Origin of the sequence: Streptomyces sp. NPDC051322 (assembly GCF_040689485.1) — a bacterium.
Taxonomy (GTDB): domain Bacteria; phylum Actinomycetota; class Actinomycetes; order Streptomycetales; family Streptomycetaceae; genus Streptomyces.
This window is the reverse complement of sequence record NZ_JBFBAK010000008.1, coordinates 119486-133856: the sequence shown is the minus strand read 5'-3', so window position 1 is coordinate 133856 and position 14371 is coordinate 119486. Positions and strand designations below refer to the sequence as shown.

The 14371-nt window shown below is 70.1% G+C and carries 14 protein-coding genes; 2 read left to right on the top strand and 12 right to left on the bottom strand.

The window, feature by feature from the left end; all coding sequences use genetic code 11:
- Positions 1–36: 36 nt before the first annotated feature.
- Entirely contained in the window at positions 37–591 is a 555-nt protein-coding gene (locus AB0436_RS19895; RefSeq protein ID WP_366469433.1) for a glycoside hydrolase family 25 protein, read from the top strand.
- 21 nt (positions 592–612) lie between these two features.
- Here AB0436_RS19895 and AB0436_RS19890 read toward each other — a convergent pair whose 3' ends face one another.
- The 8 genes from AB0436_RS19890 to AB0436_RS19855 form a co-directional block, all read right to left on the bottom strand.
- Positions 613–1419, bottom strand: a complete 807-nt coding sequence (locus tag AB0436_RS19890; protein ID WP_366469222.1) for an NAD(P)-binding domain-containing protein — start codon at positions 1417–1419, stop codon at positions 613–615.
- Positions 1420–1427: 8 nt separating this feature from the next.
- A complete protein-coding gene (locus AB0436_RS19885; RefSeq protein ID WP_366469220.1) occupies positions 1428–1640 on the bottom strand; it encodes an EF-hand domain-containing protein in 213 nt (70 codons plus the stop codon).
- Positions 1641–1729: 89 nt separating this feature from the next.
- On the bottom strand, positions 1730–2923 hold the full coding sequence (locus AB0436_RS19880; RefSeq protein ID WP_366469219.1) for a YncE family protein: 1194 nt from the start codon (positions 2921–2923) through the stop codon (positions 1730–1732).
- Positions 2920–3762: a polysaccharide deacetylase family protein gene (locus AB0436_RS19875; protein ID WP_366469218.1), complete on the bottom strand. Its 843-nt coding sequence runs from the start codon at positions 3760–3762 to the stop codon at positions 2920–2922. Before AB0436_RS19875 ends, AB0436_RS19880 begins: the two co-directional genes overlap by 4 nt.
- A 67-nt stretch (positions 3763–3829) precedes the next feature.
- Positions 3830–4354, bottom strand: a complete 525-nt coding sequence (locus AB0436_RS19870; RefSeq protein ID WP_366469217.1) for an ATP-binding protein — start codon at positions 4352–4354, stop codon at positions 3830–3832.
- A 220-nt stretch (positions 4355–4574) separates the two neighbouring features.
- On the bottom strand, positions 4575–5342 hold the full coding sequence (locus tag AB0436_RS19865; RefSeq protein ID WP_366469216.1) for an enoyl-CoA hydratase-related protein: 768 nt from the start codon (positions 5340–5342) through the stop codon (positions 4575–4577).
- Between the two features lie 19 nt (positions 5343–5361).
- On the bottom strand, positions 5362–6627 hold the full coding sequence (locus tag AB0436_RS19860; RefSeq protein ID WP_366469214.1) for an Ig-like domain-containing protein: 1266 nt from the start codon (positions 6625–6627) through the stop codon (positions 5362–5364).
- Between the two features lie 178 nt (positions 6628–6805).
- On the bottom strand, positions 6806–7984 hold the full coding sequence (locus AB0436_RS19855) for an Ig-like domain-containing protein (RefSeq protein WP_366469213.1): 1179 nt from the start codon (positions 7982–7984) through the stop codon (positions 6806–6808).
- Positions 7985–8188: 204 nt separating this feature from the next.
- On the opposite strand from AB0436_RS19855, the gene glgX reads away from it, so the two are divergent.
- On the top strand, positions 8189–10429 hold the full coding sequence (glgX, locus tag AB0436_RS19850) for a glycogen debranching protein GlgX (protein ID WP_366469211.1): 2241 nt from the start codon (positions 8189–8191) through the stop codon (positions 10427–10429).
- A 48-nt stretch (positions 10430–10477) separates the two neighbouring features.
- Here the strand turns inward: glgX and AB0436_RS19845 are convergent, their stop codons facing one another.
- The 4 genes from AB0436_RS19845 to AB0436_RS19830 form a co-directional block, all read right to left on the bottom strand.
- Entirely contained in the window at positions 10478–11152 is a 675-nt protein-coding gene (locus AB0436_RS19845; RefSeq protein WP_366469432.1) for a response regulator transcription factor, read from the bottom strand.
- Positions 11130–12383, bottom strand: coding sequence for a sensor histidine kinase (locus tag AB0436_RS19840; protein WP_366469431.1), 1254 nt, complete (start codon positions 12381–12383; stop codon positions 11130–11132). The genes AB0436_RS19845 and AB0436_RS19840 overlap by 23 nt, the downstream gene beginning before the upstream one ends.
- A gap of 134 nt (positions 12384–12517) precedes the next feature.
- Positions 12518–13297, bottom strand: coding sequence for an ABC transporter permease (locus tag AB0436_RS19835; RefSeq protein WP_366469210.1), 780 nt, complete (start codon positions 13295–13297; stop codon positions 12518–12520).
- On the bottom strand, positions 13294–14196 hold the full coding sequence (locus AB0436_RS19830; protein WP_366469209.1) for an ABC transporter ATP-binding protein: 903 nt from the start codon (positions 14194–14196) through the stop codon (positions 13294–13296). The genes AB0436_RS19835 and AB0436_RS19830 overlap by 4 nt, the downstream gene beginning before the upstream one ends.
- Positions 14197–14371: the final 175 nt, after the last annotated feature.

Below are 14371 nucleotides of genomic sequence, written 5' to 3'. Positions count from 1 at the left end.
CGAGGTCCCCCCACGAGCCGCGAGGAGGCGATGCCGATGCTGCACGGCATCGATGTGAGTGCGTACCAGTCGTCGTTCGACACCGACGGTGTCAGCTTTGTTTTCATCAAGGCCACCGAGGGCCACACCTACGTCAATCCGCGGCTCACCGCGCAGACCAAGCATGCCCGGGACGGCGGTTGCGTCGTCGGCTTCTACCACTTTCTGTGGCCGGGCAACATCACGACCCAGGCCGAGTACTTCGTCAGCAAAGCCCCGGAGCAGGGATCCGACCTGCTCGCGGTGGACTGGGAGAGCACCGGCGAGGGCACTCACGCGAGCAACTCCGAGAAGGACCGCTTCATCCGCGAGGTCAAGCGGCTGCGACCGCATCACCGGGTGCTGCTGTACGCGAACCGCAACTTCTGGCTGAACGTCGACACCACCTCGTACGCGGGTGACGGGCTCTGGATCGCCGACTACGTGACTGCGGGAAAGCCCCGCATCAAGGCGAAGTGGCGATTCCACCAGTACACCGACCATCCGCTCGACAAGAGCGTGGCCGACTTCGCCAGCAAGACGGCGCTGCGCGAGTGGGCCAAAGTCGGGTAGGCCGAGCCGGCCACCGGTTCGTTACGCCCGCCAGGCGGCCGTTCGCTCCGGCGAGGCCGCTTCCAGGGCCTTGCGCACGTCGTCCACGCTGCCGGAAAGGCCGTACACCGGTGTGCCGGGCTGCTGACGCCAGGACGCGTCGAGGCCGCCGGCGTCCACCGTGTCGAAGCCGATCTCGTCGATGAGGTCCCGTACGACCTGCTTGGCGGCCTCGTCGTCGCCGGCCACCGGCAGGGCGTAGCGGCCGGGGGCGCCGGGCGGGAGATGCTGGTCGATGATGTTGTGGGCGTAGATGCCGTTGAACGCCTTGATGACCGGGCGGCCGATCTGTTCGGCCGTCCAGCCGCTCTCCGGCTGGCCGTCCTCGATGGCGGCGATACGGCCGTCCCGCTGCTGCGGGTAGTAGTTCCCGGTGTCGATCACGGCGACGCCGTCGGCGGCCTCGTCGAGCAGCCCGGAAGGGAGCTCGGGCACGGCCTTCAGCGGAATGGTGATCACGACGACTTGCGCCCCGCGCGCCGCGTCGGCGACCGTGACCGGGGTGGCGCCGGTCTCCTCGGCAAGTGCGCCCAGCGTCTGCGGCCCGCGCGAGTTGGCCACCGACACCTGGTGTCCCAGGGTGGTGAGCCGCCGGGTGAGATTGCCGCCGATCTGGCCGGCGCCGATGATGCCGATCTTCATGACTTGCCCTCCGGGTGCTGACGTGTCCTCGCGTCGGCGGCAACCCCCGGGGCGGGCGAGGTATTCCGGATGCGGCTCGGTTCGGGCAACACCGAACCTGCGGCTCGCTGGGCGCCGTACTGCCGATCCGGCTCGTACGGCGCCCACCGGCACGCCTACTTGTTGAGCGCGGCCCAGAACTCGTCGAAGGAGAGCTTGCCGTCGCCGTTAGCGTCCTTGGACTTGATGATGGACTGGGCCACCGTCTCGGTCACATGGAAGTCACCGAGCTGCGCCATGACGCTCTTGTACTCGCTCGCCGTGATCCGGCCGTCGCCGTCCACATCGAGACGTCCGAACGCCTTACGCGCCTCTTCGATGTCCGCCACTGGGTCCACCCCTTCTTGGTGCTTGTCTGACGAAGGTCAGATTAGTCGGAGGTCAGATTAGTGGAGAGTCATGGCGGTGAGCCGGGCGGTCAGCGGAAGATGCCGGTGTGGCCCAGCGAGTACCGCCCCGGCTGCGGGTACACCGCGAGGCCGTGCGGGCCGTCGCCGACCGGGATGCGGGCGATCTGCTTCCCGGTGCCGGTGTCGATGGCGTACACCTCGGAGTCGTAGCGGCCGGAGAGCCAGAGCACCTTTCCGTCGGCCGAGACCCCGCCCATGTCGGGGCTGCCGCCGTGCGGCAGGACCCATTTCTTGGTGAGCTTGTTCTTCGGGAAGTCGAAGATCGAGATGGTGCCCTCTTCCCGGTTGGAGATGTACATCTCCCGGGAGTCGCGGCTGATGTACAGACCATGCGCGCCCTTGCCCGTGGGCAGCAGCTTCGGGGTGGTGAACTTGTCCCCGTTCAGCACCCACATGCCGTTGGCCTTCATATCGGCGATGTAGAAGGTCTTGCCGTCCGGCGAGATCTTCACGTCCTGCGGCATCGCACCGTCCAGCGGGAGCTTCTGCTGGCCGATGACCTTCATCTTCTCGGTGTCGACCTTGAGCAGCTCGCCGGAGAACTCGCAGGACACGATGAAGTACCGGCCGTCGGCGGAGAAGTCAGCGTGGTTGACGCCGTAGCAGCTGACCGGGACCGTCTTGGCGATCTTCATGGTGTGGGGGTCGCGGAAGACGAGTTGGCGGTCGAGCGAGGCCATGACGATGGCGTACTTGCCGTTGGGCGTGAAGTAGAGGTTGTACGGGTCGTGGACGTCGACGGGCTTGCCCGCCTTGCCGGTGGCGGGGTCGATGGGGGTGAGCGAATTGCCCTTGTCGTCGTTGACCCAGAGCGTCTTCAGGTCCCATGACGGGACGACGTGCTGCGGCTGGTCGCCGACCGGGATGGTGCGGACGACCTTGTAGGTCTTCGGATCGATCACGGTCACCGTGTCGGACTGGGTGTTCGGCACGTAGACCAGGGAGGGGAAATCCTTGACGACCGGCGAGAGCTGGTTCGGCCGGTCGGCCGTGTAGAGGTCCTTCGGGTCGAGCACCGGCGGCATGCCGGGCAGTCCGGCGGGGGCCGTCTTCTGTTTGACGGCCGGGGCGGCGGCCTCGGTGGTCGGGTGCTGCGGGGCGCTCTTCTTCTCGGGCGACCCGCAGGCGGAGAGAGCGGCGAGCAGGACAGCGGCGAGCAGCACCGTGGTGCGCTTCCCGGTGATTGCGGTGAGAGGGGTCATGGGGTCAGCAGCTCCGTGGTGGTCACCGCGTGCAGCCCGCGGCGGTCGAGGGCGTCGAGCAGGGCAGGCAGCGCGGCAACGGTGTCCGCGTAGCCGAAGTGCAGCGAGACCACGGATCCGTTGCGCACGGCGGTGGTGACGTTGCGGGTGACGGCAGTGGCGCCGGGCGAGGTGTAGTCGAGGGAGTCGACGTCGTACGAGAGGACGTGCGGGTAGCCGGCCCGGCCGGCGAGTTGCCGGACGAGCGGGGTCGCGTCCGGGGTGCGGGAGGGGCGGAACCAGCTGCCGATGGAGCCGGTGAGCTTGCGCAGCCGGTCGGCGCAGCCGGTGATCTCGGCGTACGCCTGTTGTTCCCCCATCGTCGAGATGGAGGTGTGGTGCAGGGTGTGATTGCCGAGATCGTGGCCGCCGTCGAGGATCCGGCGGGCCATCCGCGGATATGCGTCCAGCCAGGTGCCGACCGCGAGCACGGTCACCCGGGCGCCGGCCCGCTCGGCCTCGGTGAGTACGGAGGTGGCGATGGCGGGGTCGCCCTGACCGTGGAAGGTGAGCGCCACCCTGGGGCGGTCGCGGGGGCCGTGGTCGATCTGCACGGGCTGCCCGGCAAACGCGCGGGGCGCGGGTGCCGGCCGGGGGGCGGCGGACTTCGCCGCTCCGGACGGAACGTCGGGCGCCGCGGGGGCGGACGGCGGTGCGGCGGCGGGCCTGCCACCCGAACAGCCCGCGGCGAGAGCACCGGCGATGGCCGCACCCGCTCCTGCCCGCAGCGCGCTGCGGCGGTCGATCTCAGTCACCCGACCATTTAAGGGGCGAATAGCGACAAAAATACTGATTGACATGACGAACGTGTCAGACCGGTCATTTTTGCCCGTGCGGTGGCCGTGCTGCCGGTCGGCCGACAGCTTCTCAGGAAGGCTGGCGGTCGGCGATGCGCATCTCGAACCAGGTGTCCTTGCCGCGGGGCAGCAGGTCCACTCCCCAGCGGTCGGCCAGTTTGTCCACCAGGAAGAGGCCACGGCCGCTGGTGTCCATCGGGCGAACCGGCATCAGACACGGCAGCCCGCGGGAGGGATCGCGCACCTCGATCCGGATCCAGCCACGGCGGCGCAGCATGCGCAGTCCGAAGACGCGGGCGCCGGTGTGCCGGACGGCGTTGCCGACGAGTTCCGAGACGAGCAGTACGGCATGTTCGGTGATCTGCGGGGAGAGCCCCCACTGACGGAGCAGAACGCATTGAGCGAGCCGGCGCGCGGTGGCCGCGGACTCCGGGCGGGACGGCAGACGAACCTCGCCCTCGGCCGGATTGCCGAACAACTCGAGCGCCTTCAGACCTTGTTCGTCCTCGGCGATGGGTAACCAGCGCGAAGTGTTCGCGTCAGCGCGCTGCCGCGGTTGCTCCACGCCCTCCAGACCCGCCATGCCCTCCATCATGGCTGCCCGGGGCGCCTTCCGGGGCCATTCCCGGGTAATCCACGACCGGGAATCCGGCGGGCATTTCCCGCGGGTTGGCATATGCCTATGGCAGTACAGCCCCCACCGCACCCGGGTTGAGCTGCAGCGACGGCCTGTCCGCAGGTGATCACCGACCGTGGTGATCGGCTACGCCTTAAGGCTGTCTTAAGGCGTAGCTAATCACCCGACCGGTGATCGCTCAGCGGAACTTGGCCTTGCCGGGGCCCTCCTCGACGAAGCTGCGCATGCCCGTTTCGCGGTCCTCGGTGGCGAACAGACCGGCGAACCAGGTGCGTTCGATCGCGAGCCCGGTGTCGAGGTCCGTCTCCAGTCCCCCGTCGATGGATTCCTTGGCGGCGCGCAGCGCGATGGCCGGGCCCTGCGCGAGGCGTGCGGCCCAGGCGTGCGCCGCTTCGTACACCTCGGCCGGCGGGACGACCCGGTCGACCAGACCGATGGCCAGCGCCTCCGCCGCCTTGACCTGACGACCGGTGAAGATCAGGTCCTTGGCCCGGGACGGACCGACCAGCCGGGAGAGCCGCTGGGTGCCACCCGCTCCGGGGATCAGCCCCAGCAGGATCTCGGGCTGGCCGAGCTTGGCGTTCTCGCCCGCGATCCGGAAGTCCGCGCAGAGCGCCAGTTCGCAGCCGCCGCCCAGCGCGTATCCGGTCACCGCGGCGACGACCGGCTTGGGGATCCGGGCCACCGCGGTGAAGGAGTCCTGCAGGCCCCGGGAGCGCACGACCATGGCCGCATGGTCCATGGCCTGCATTTCCTTGATGTCCGCACCGGCCGCGAACGCCTTCTCGCCGCCGTAGAGCACCACGGCGCGCACGTCGTCACGGCGGGCCGCCTCTTCGGCCAGCTCCCGCAACCGGTCCTGGATGGCGACGTTCAGCGCGTTCAACGGGGGGCGGTCCAGGCGGATGGTGCCGACGCCTTCGGAAACTTCCAGAGTGACTGTCATGACAGCAGGTTAACTTCCGTTAACGGGTCCAGTCCGCCCAGGACATGTTCCAGCCGTTGAGCCCGTTGTCCGGCTGGATGGTCTTGTCGTGGGAGTTCTTCACGATCAGCACATCGCCGATGATCGACTGGTTGTAGTACCAGGCGGCCGGCGTCTGCTTGCTCCAGCCGCCCCGCACATCGTGCAGGCCGATGCAGCCGTGGCTGGTGTTGGCCGCGCCGAAGGTGCCGGTCGATGCCCAGTAGTTGCCGTGCACGAACGTCCCGGAGTTGGACAGGCGCATCGCGTGCGGCACGTCCTTGATGTCGTACTCGCCGCCGAACCCGACGGTGTCACCGTTCATCCGGGTCACCGCGTACTTCTCGCTGATGACCATCTGGCCGTTGTACGTGGTCGTCGCCGGGGCGCCGGCACTGATCGGGATGGTCCTGATCCGCTTGCCGTCCTTGACGACCTTCATGGTGTGCGCGTCGGCGTCCACCGTGGAGACCATCGACCGGCCGATCGTGAACTTCACCGTCTTGGTCTGCTTGCCGTACACCCCCGGCCGGCCCTCGACCCCGTCGAGCGTCAGCTTCACGGTCACCTTGGTGCCGGCCGCCCAGTACTTCTCCGGCCGGAAGTCCAGCCGGTCGTTGCCGAACCAGTGGCCCTCGACCGGCACCGGCGGGTCGGCGGTCACCTTGACCGCGTTCTCGACGTCGTCGGGGTGCGTGATGCCGCGGGTGAAGTGGATCGAGACCGGCATGCCGACCCCCACGGTGGAACCGTTCTCCGGCGTGTACTGGCCGATGAAGGTGTTCTTCGGGACCAGCGTGGTGAAGGTCGTGTCCTTCGCCGACTCACGGCCCTTGGCGTCCTTGGCGACCGCGTGCACCTTGAACCTCGTCGCCGCGGGCAGGTGCTGGAGCGGCTTCCAGCTGCGTCCGCCCGGCGCGATGCGGCCGTCGACCTTGTTGCCCTTGGCGTCCTGGACGGTGACCGCGGTCAGCTTGCCCTGATCCGCGGTCACTTTCAGCGCCCCGCTGGTGGCGACCGACTCCGCGCCGTCCTTCGGTGCGACCGTCACCACCGCCTCCGAGGCCGCGGTATCCCCGGCCGTCCTTCCCGAGCCCTGCTTCGCCTCGCCCCCACTGCCGCTCTCCGCGCCGCTGCCACCGCCGCACGCGCTGACCAGCAGCAGCATCGCCCCCAGGAGCAGCGCCAGCAGCCCGGAACCGCCGCGCCGCCGGTACTTCCGCTGCCGCCCACCGGCCGATGTCCCCGGTATCGGTCGCCCGTTCAAGATGGTGGTCTCCCCTCGCGCACGGCCCGGCCCCGCCGAAGCACGTACCCCCGCACGCGAGTTCCGCGCGCCTGCGCCAGACAATCACACCACAAGCGCCCACGGGTCCCCCTGAAATGTCACCGTTCCGTCCCAACTCGACGGCGCCCGCGCAGGTCATGGCGGGTTGAGCGACTTCTCAGTGGCCCAGCGCCGAACCGGCCTGCCATCGGGCCCAGTCGAGGTTCCAGCCGCCGAGACCGTTGTCGGGGGCGACCTGTCGGTCCTGGGAATTGACCACCTCGACCACATCGCCGATCAGCGCCTGGTCGTAGAACCAGCCGGCCGGGGAGTGCGGACTCCCGCCCCGCACATCGCGCAGCCCGACGCAGCCGTGGCTGGTGTTCGTGACGCCGAACACGCCCGGCGGCGCCCAGTAGTTGCCGTGCAGGAACGTGCCGGAACGGGTCAGCCGCAACGCGTGCGGGACGTCCGGGATGTCGTACTCACCACCGAAACCGACCGTGCTGCCGTTCATCCGGGTCACCCGGTACTTCTCCGAGATCACCATCTTCCCGTTGTACGTGGTGTGGTCGGGGGCGCCCGCGGTGACCGGCAGCGTGGTCAGCAGTACCCCGTCCCGGTGCACGACCAGGGTGTGTGCCTCCGCGTCGACCAGGGACGTCTGGGAGCGGCCCACGGTGAACCCGACGGTCTTCTGCTGGGTCCCGTACACGCCCGGTGCCACCTTCAGATGGCGCAGCCGCATCGCGACGGTGACCGCCGTGCCGGGTTTCCAGTAGGCGCGCGGGCGGAAGTCGAGCCGGCTCCCGCCGAACCAGTGGCCGACGACCGGCACCGGCGGACGGGCGGTCACCTTGATGGCGCGCTCCACGGCCGCGCGGCGCTCGCGGCTCTCGACGGGGCGGTTGAAGCGGAAGGACACGATTATCCCGGTGCCGACCGTGGACCGGTTCTCCGGTGTGAAGTAGCCGATGAAGCTCGGCCTGACGGCATGGGTGGTGAAGCCGGTCCGCCGGGCCACGCGCCGGCCGTGGCCGTCCGTCGCCGTGGCGTCCACGGTGTAGGTGGCACCGCCGACCAGCCGTCCACCGGACGATCTCCAGCGCAGTCCGTCGTCCGAGATGCTCCCGGGGAGCCGCTGCTTGCGGCCTTTCGTGACTCCCACGACGCTGACCCCCTCCAGTCTGCCCGCGCGGAGGGCGACCTCGACGTTCCGGTCGGCGGCGACGTCCTTCGTCCCGTCCTCGGGGACCACCCGGATCACCTGTCCGGGCGATCCCGCCTTGGCGCTGTCACCCGCGGTCCCGGAGCTGCAGCCGGTCGCTCCGGTCGCCAGAGCCGCCCATGCCAGCATGGCCGCGATGCACGCACCCGTCCGTTTTGCCAGTTTCCTCACATACTGCTCAACGACCACCCCCTTCCGGGGAAACGTGAGATCGACGGCTGTTGCGGGCAGAACAGAGGGAAGGACCTCACGCCTGGTGCACGAGGGGAGCCGCGGCCCGGAGGCCGTGCGCCCTCGTGACGCCGGTCCCGATGAGCCGCAGGAGGCCGACAGGTGTCGAGCGCAGCCGAGCAGGATTCCGTACGGCCCGCCATACCGGCGGCGGTGCAGCAGGCGACCGGCGTGGACGCCCCGGCGCCCCGGCCCGTGTGGCCCGGCGCGCCGACGCCGCTGGGGGCGCGTTACCGGGTGGGGCCGGACGGGGTCGCGGGCACCAACTTCGCGCTGTGGGCGGGCGGGGCGGAATCCGTCGAGCTCTGTCTCTTCGACGAGGACGGGCAGGAGACCCGCTGTGAACTCACCGAGCTGACCCACGAGATCTGGCACGGCTTTCTGCCCGGCGTGCAGCCGGGGCAACGGTACGGCTACCGGGTCGGCGGACGCTGGGACCCGTGGACCGGGGCCCGCTGGAACCCGGCCAAGCTGCTTCTCGACCCCTACGCACGCGCCGTGGACGGCGAGTTCTCACTGCCTCCCGCCGTCTACGGGCACGTACGTGACTGGCCGCAGCAGGAGGTCGCGGACACCGTACGCGACGAGCGGGATTCCGCCCCGTACGTGCCCAAGGGAGTGGTGGTGCACGACGACGCGCCCGGCGATCCCTGGGAGGACGACCACCGGCCCAAAACGCCCTGGGCGGACACCGTCATCTACGAACTCCATGTGCGCGGCTTCACCCAGCGGCACCCGGGCATCCCGGAGGAGCTGCGGGGTACGTACGCCGGTCTTGCGCACCCGGCGGCGATCGGCCATCTCGTACGGCTCGGCGTGACCGCGGTCGAACTGCTGCCGGTGCACCAGTTCGCGCACGAGGACCATCTGCTGCGGCGCGGGCTGAAGAACTACTGGGGCTACAACTCGGTCGGCTACTTCGCCCCGCACGCCGGCTACGCCGCTTCGGGCACCAACGGCCAACAGGTGGGCGAGTTCAAGCGGATGGTGCAGTCCCTGCACGCGGCCGGTATCGAGGTGATCCTGGACGTCGTCTACAACCACACGGCGGAGGCGAGCGAGCTCGGCCCGACACTGTCGCTGCGCGGTGTCGACAACCGCGGCTACTACCGGCTGCAGGACGACGCACGCAGGTACGCGGACTACACCGGCTGCGGCAACACCCTGCATGTGGTGCAGCCGCAGGTGCTGCGGCTGATCACCGACTCGCTGCGCTACTGGGTCACCGAGATGGGGGTCGACGGCTTCCGCTTCGATCTGGCGGCCGCCCTGGCCAGGTCCTTCCACGACGTCGACATGCTCTCGCCCTTTCTGGCGGTGATCGCGCAGGACCCGGTCCTGCGGCGGGTGAAGCTGATCGCCGAGCCGTGGGACGTGGGCAACGGCGGATACCAGGTCGGGTCCTTCCCGCCGCTGTGGACCGAGTGGAACGACCGCTACCGGGACGCGGTGCGCGACTTCTGGCGGGGAGCACTGCCCGACGTGCGCGATCTGGGCTACCGGCTCTCCGGGTCGAGCGATCTCTATGCCTGGGGCGGCCGCCGTCCACAGGCCTCCATCAACTTCATCACCGCACACGACGGCTTCACGCTGCGCGACCTGGTCTCCTACGACCACAAGCACAACGAGGCCAACGGCGAGGGCAACCGGGACGGCACCGACGACAACCGGTCGTGGAACTCCGGCGCCGAAGGCGAGACCGACGACCCGGACATCGGCGCACTGCGCCGGCGCCGACTGCGCTCGCTGCTGACCACGCTGCTGATGTCGACGGGGGTGCCGATGCTGGTGGCCGGCGACGAGATGGGGCGGACCCAGGGCGGCAACAACAACGCGTACTGCCAGGACAACGAGGTCAGCTGGGTCGACTGGTCGCTGCTCGACGAGCCGGGGCCACGGATGCTGCTCGACCTCACCTCCCGGTTGCTCGCGCTGCGCCACGCCCATCCGGTGCTGCGCCGCCGCGCCTTCTTCTCCGGCCGGGCGCAGGCCACGGACGGTCTGCGGGACCTGGCCTGGTTCACCCCGTACGGCAGCGAGATGACCGAGCGGGACTGGTACACGCCCACGGCCACCCTCGGCGTCTACCTCTCCGGACGGGACATCCCGGGTCGGGACGACCGGGGCGAAAAGGTGACCGATGACAGCTTTCTGACGATTCTGCATGCGGGCGAGCGGCCGGTGAGTTTCCTCCTGCCGGGGGCGCCCTGGGCCGACACCTACGAACTCCTCGTCGACACCTCCCTGGAGGACCAGCGCCGGGTGCCGGGCACCCTGCACCCCGGCGGCGCGCCGCTCACCGTGCCGGCGCGGTCGGTGCTGTTGCTGAAGGTCAGGTGCTGAGTCAGACGCGAGGCCGGTTGGCGGTGTCAGGTCGTGGGCGGTACGGGCTCAGCCGAGGATCTTGCGGTCGTACGCAACGGCGACGGCGGCGGCGCGGTCCTTGACGTCCAACTTGCCGTAGATGTGGGTGAGGTGGGTCTTGACCGTCGCCTCGCTGATGAAGAGCTCCCGGGCGATGTCGCGGTTGGATGTGCCCTTGGAGACCAGCAGGAGGACCTCGCGCTCCCGGGTGCTCAGCGCGTCGTGGCCGGCCGGCCCGGGGGTTCGGACCCGGGAGACCAGTCGGGAGGCGACCGCCGGGGAGAGCACCGTGCGGCCGGCGGCGGCCGCCCGCACCGCGGTGAAGAGCTCGTCCCGCGGTGCGTCCTTGAGCAGATACCCGGTGGCGCCGGCCTCGATGGCCGGCAGGGTGTCCGAGTCCGTGTCGTACGTCGTCAGGACCAGCACCCTGGCACGGGCGCCCCGGCGGGCGAGCTCCGCGATGGCCGCGACACCGCCGCCGCCGGGCATCCGCAGATCCATCAGGACCACGTCGGGGTCGAGCCGCTCGGCCAGTTCGACGCCCTGGACACCGTCGGCAGCCTCGCCGAGCACCTCGAAGCCGGGGGCCTCCGCGAACATGCCGCGCAGACCGTCCCTGACCACCGGGTGGTCGTCGACGATCAGCAGCGTGATGGATCCGGGTCCCGTGACTCCTCCTTCAGGGACGGCGCACCAAGGGATGGCGCACCAAAGGTACGCGAGCCGACACGGCTGTGCCGTAGCCCGGCTCCGACTCGACCACCACGGTGCCCGCGATCCGTTCGGCCCGCGCACGCATCCCGCCCAGACCGAAGCCGCCGGAGGTACTGCGCGGGGCCACCGCGTGCGGGTCGAAGCCCCGGCCGTCGTCGCGGACGTCGAGGGTCATTTCGTCGTCCATGAAGGAGAGGGTGACGCCGACTCGGCCTGCCCCGGCGTGCCGGGCGGTGTTGGCGAGCGCCTCCTGGGCGATGCGCAGCAGGGTGGCCTCCACCTCGTCGTGCAGCGGTTCGACGGTGCCGGTGACGGTGAGCTCCGCCGGCACGCCCGCCGCCGCAGACCACTCGTCGACGAGCTTCTTCACGGCTTCGGGGAGGGAGTCGTCGGCCAGGGCGACGGGACTGAGGTTCTGCACCGAGCGGCGGGCCTCGCCCAGGCTGTGCCGGGCGAGCTCCTGCGCGCGGGCCAGATGCTCCCGTGCGGTGTCCTGGCCGTTGGCGAGCGACACCACCTCGAGCTGGGTGATGATGCCGGTCAGTCCCTGCGCGATGGTGTCGTGGATCTCGGCGGCCAGTCTCCGGCGCTCGTCGGCGACGCCCGCCTCCCGCGCCTGGACGAGCAGCTGGGCGTGCAGGGCGGCGTTCTCGTCGAGGGCGGCCTGCAGCCGGTCGTTGGTGAGCCCCAGTTCGATGATGGTGGCGGCCTGCACACGGGCCCGCTCGTCCTCCTGGGCGGCGAGATGACTGAACACGGTCAGCAGGGCGACGTTGACCGCGAACACCGCTCCGAAAACCACCCAGCCGACGGGCCCGTGCGGCGGCAGCCCGCCCGACTGGGAACCCGCCATGGTTACCGCATTCGCCAGCAGGCCGATCCGTACCAGCCGGCGGGGCAGCAGCCGCTCGGCTCCGAAGTACCCGACGGCCGCGTAGAAGGCGAAGAACGGATTCAGCCAGGTCAGGGCGAAGGCGACCGCCCAGCGCAGGAAGTAGTAGGCGGTACCGGCGACGGAAGGGCCGGGGCGGGTTGTGCCCGCCGCGCCCCACCAGAGCTGGAGGCCGATCGCTCCGAGGACCAGGCCGCCGGTCGCGTACATCTCGCCGACCGTCATGCCGATCAGACGGACGGTCGAGACGGCGACCAGGGTGGCGATCAGCAGAAGGGCGTACGGCCCCCATCGGAAGAACGCCGCCCAGCGCTGCTCGATCCCCATAGCGGCGGCCTCCGTCACGCCGACGGCCCTCTCCAGGCCCGACTGCTGCACGGGGCCGGCCGCCGCCGGGAAGCGGGCGCCGGGCGGGTCCGATGTCATGCACCCAGTCTGCCCGGACCCGCGCACAGCCGCCCTCACTCCCAGCGGAACCAGCGGTTGGCGCCGGCCGACAGGAGCACGGCCCACACGGCGAGCACCGCCAGGTGGGCCCAGCCCGGCCAGTTCCCGGCGGCGGCCTGGTCGAGGGCCCTGGCCGCCGCGCCGAACGGGGTGAGCTCCACGATGCGGGCGAGCGAATCGGGCATGGCCTGCACCGGCAGCCAGACGCCCGCCGAGAACATCATCGGGAAGAAGACCGCCGAGCCGATCGCGTTGGCGACCTTCGCGTTGCGGGACACCGCGGAGACCAGGGCCCCCAGGGCCAGCGCGGCCAGGATCGCCAGGAGCAACGCGAGTACGTAGCCGAAGGCCTGCCGCGGCAGCGGTACCGCGAAGACGATGCGTCCGACGGCGAGCGACAGCAGCGCGGAGAGCAGCGCGGCCGCGCCGTGCAGTCCCATCTGCGCGCCGAGCAGCGCGTGCGGCCGGACCGGGGTGGTGGACATCCGGCGCAGGATGCCGCGCTCGCGGTAACCGGTGATCACCGGGGGCATCGCCTGCAGCCCGGCCATGATCATGGTGAGCAGCACGGCGACCGGGACGTAGGCGTCGACCAGCCGTTCGCCGCCGAGCGAGGGATCGTGCTGCCGGAAGGAGGGGATGGAGCCGAGGATCACCAGCAGCGCGGTGGGGAACACCATCACCCAGAACAGGGTGGCGGGCTCCCGGCGGAAGAGCCGGGTCTCGGTCCTCAGCACGGTGGCCGATGCGCCGGCCCTCCGCTGTGCGCCGGCCGGGGCGGTCATGGTGGTCATGCGGTGGCTCCCGTCAGATCGAGGAACGCGTCGTCCAGCGTGGCATCCGCCACCCGGAGTTGGTGGGCCGTGATGTGATGCCTGGCCAGCAGGGTGAGCAGCGCGTTGACGGTCTCGTCCGTGCCGTTGATGACGAGCCCGCCGTCCCGCTCCTGCCGGGAGACGACGCCGGGCAGCGCTTCGAGATCACCGGCAGCCAAGGGCTGCGAGGGGGTGAAGGAAATGACCGTCGAACTCGACGACCGGCGGACCAGGCCGGCCGGGGTGTCGAGGGCCGCGACCCGGCCCTTGTCGATCACGGCGAGCCGGTCGCAGAGGCGCTGCGCCTCCTCCATGAAGTGGGTGACCAGCAGGACCGTCACCCCGCCGTCCCGCACCTCCTCGATCAGCTGCCAGGTGTCCCGGCGGGCCCGCGGGTCGAGCCCGGTCGTCAGCTCGTCGAGCACCACCACTTTCGGGTTGCCGATCAGAGCCAGGGCGATGGACAGCCGCTGCTTCTGGCCGCCGGAGAGCTTGGCGAAACGCGCCCCGATCCGGTCCGCCAGACCGAGGCGCTCGACGAGCTGCCGCCAGTCGGCGGGGTTCGGGTAGAAGGATGAGTAGAGCTCGAGAGCCTCGCGCACGGTGATCTTCGGCTGGAGCTCGCTCTCCTGGAGCTGCGCGCCGAGGATCTTCGCCACCCGTGCGTGGTCGGCGACCGGATCGAATCCGGCCACCCGCACGGTGCCGTCGTCGGGCACCCGCAGTCCGCCGACGCACTCGACGGTTGTCGTCTTCCCGGCGCCGTTCGGCCCGAGAATCCCGAAGATCTCCCCCACCTCGACCGAGAAGGACACCCCGTCCACGGCGGGTTTGCCGCCGTAGGCCTTCCGCAGTCCGTCCACTTCGATGATTGCCATGCTCACAGAGTCGCGGGAAGCGGCCCTGCACGGCATCGGCCATCGCGCTCGAACCGGCATCAGCCGATCGGTTGATGCCCGGCTACGACCTGCGGGTGTCACGCCTCCCCCATCAGGACCGTTGCCCGGGCTGCCGCAAAAGTCAGTGGGCACTGTCAGTGCTGAACCGTAGGCT

Excerpts from the sequence above, each read along its gene's own strand:
- AB0436_RS19830 (WP_366469209.1), bottom strand. The coding sequence starts at position 14,196 with ATGGCAATCATCGAAGTGGACGGACTGCGGAAGGCCTACGGCGGCAAA.
- AB0436_RS19880 (WP_366469219.1), bottom strand. The coding sequence starts at position 2,923 with ATGACCCCTCTCACCGCAATCACCGGGAAGCGCACCACGGTGCTGCTC.
- AB0436_RS19875 (WP_366469218.1), bottom strand. The coding sequence starts at position 3,762 with ATGTCAATCAGTATTTTTGTCGCTATTCGCCCCTTAAATGGTCGGGTG.
- AB0436_RS19855 (WP_366469213.1), bottom strand. The coding sequence starts at position 7,984 with ATGCTGGCATGGGCGGCTCTGGCGACCGGAGCGACCGGCTGCAGCTCC.
- AB0436_RS19870 (WP_366469217.1), bottom strand. The coding sequence starts at position 4,354 with ATGATGGAGGGCATGGCGGGTCTGGAGGGCGTGGAGCAACCGCGGCAG.
- AB0436_RS19840 (WP_366469431.1), bottom strand. The coding sequence starts at position 12,383 with ATGGGGATCGAGCAGCGCTGGGCGGCGTTCTTCCGATGGGGGCCGTAC.
- AB0436_RS19835 (WP_366469210.1), bottom strand. The coding sequence starts at position 13,297 with ATGACCACCATGACCGCCCCGGCCGGCGCACAGCGGAGGGCCGGCGCA.
- AB0436_RS19865 (WP_366469216.1), bottom strand. The coding sequence starts at position 5,342 with ATGACAGTCACTCTGGAAGTTTCCGAAGGCGTCGGCACCATCCGCCTG.
- AB0436_RS19895 (WP_366469433.1), top strand. The coding sequence starts at position 37 with ATGCTGCACGGCATCGATGTGAGTGCGTACCAGTCGTCGTTCGACACC.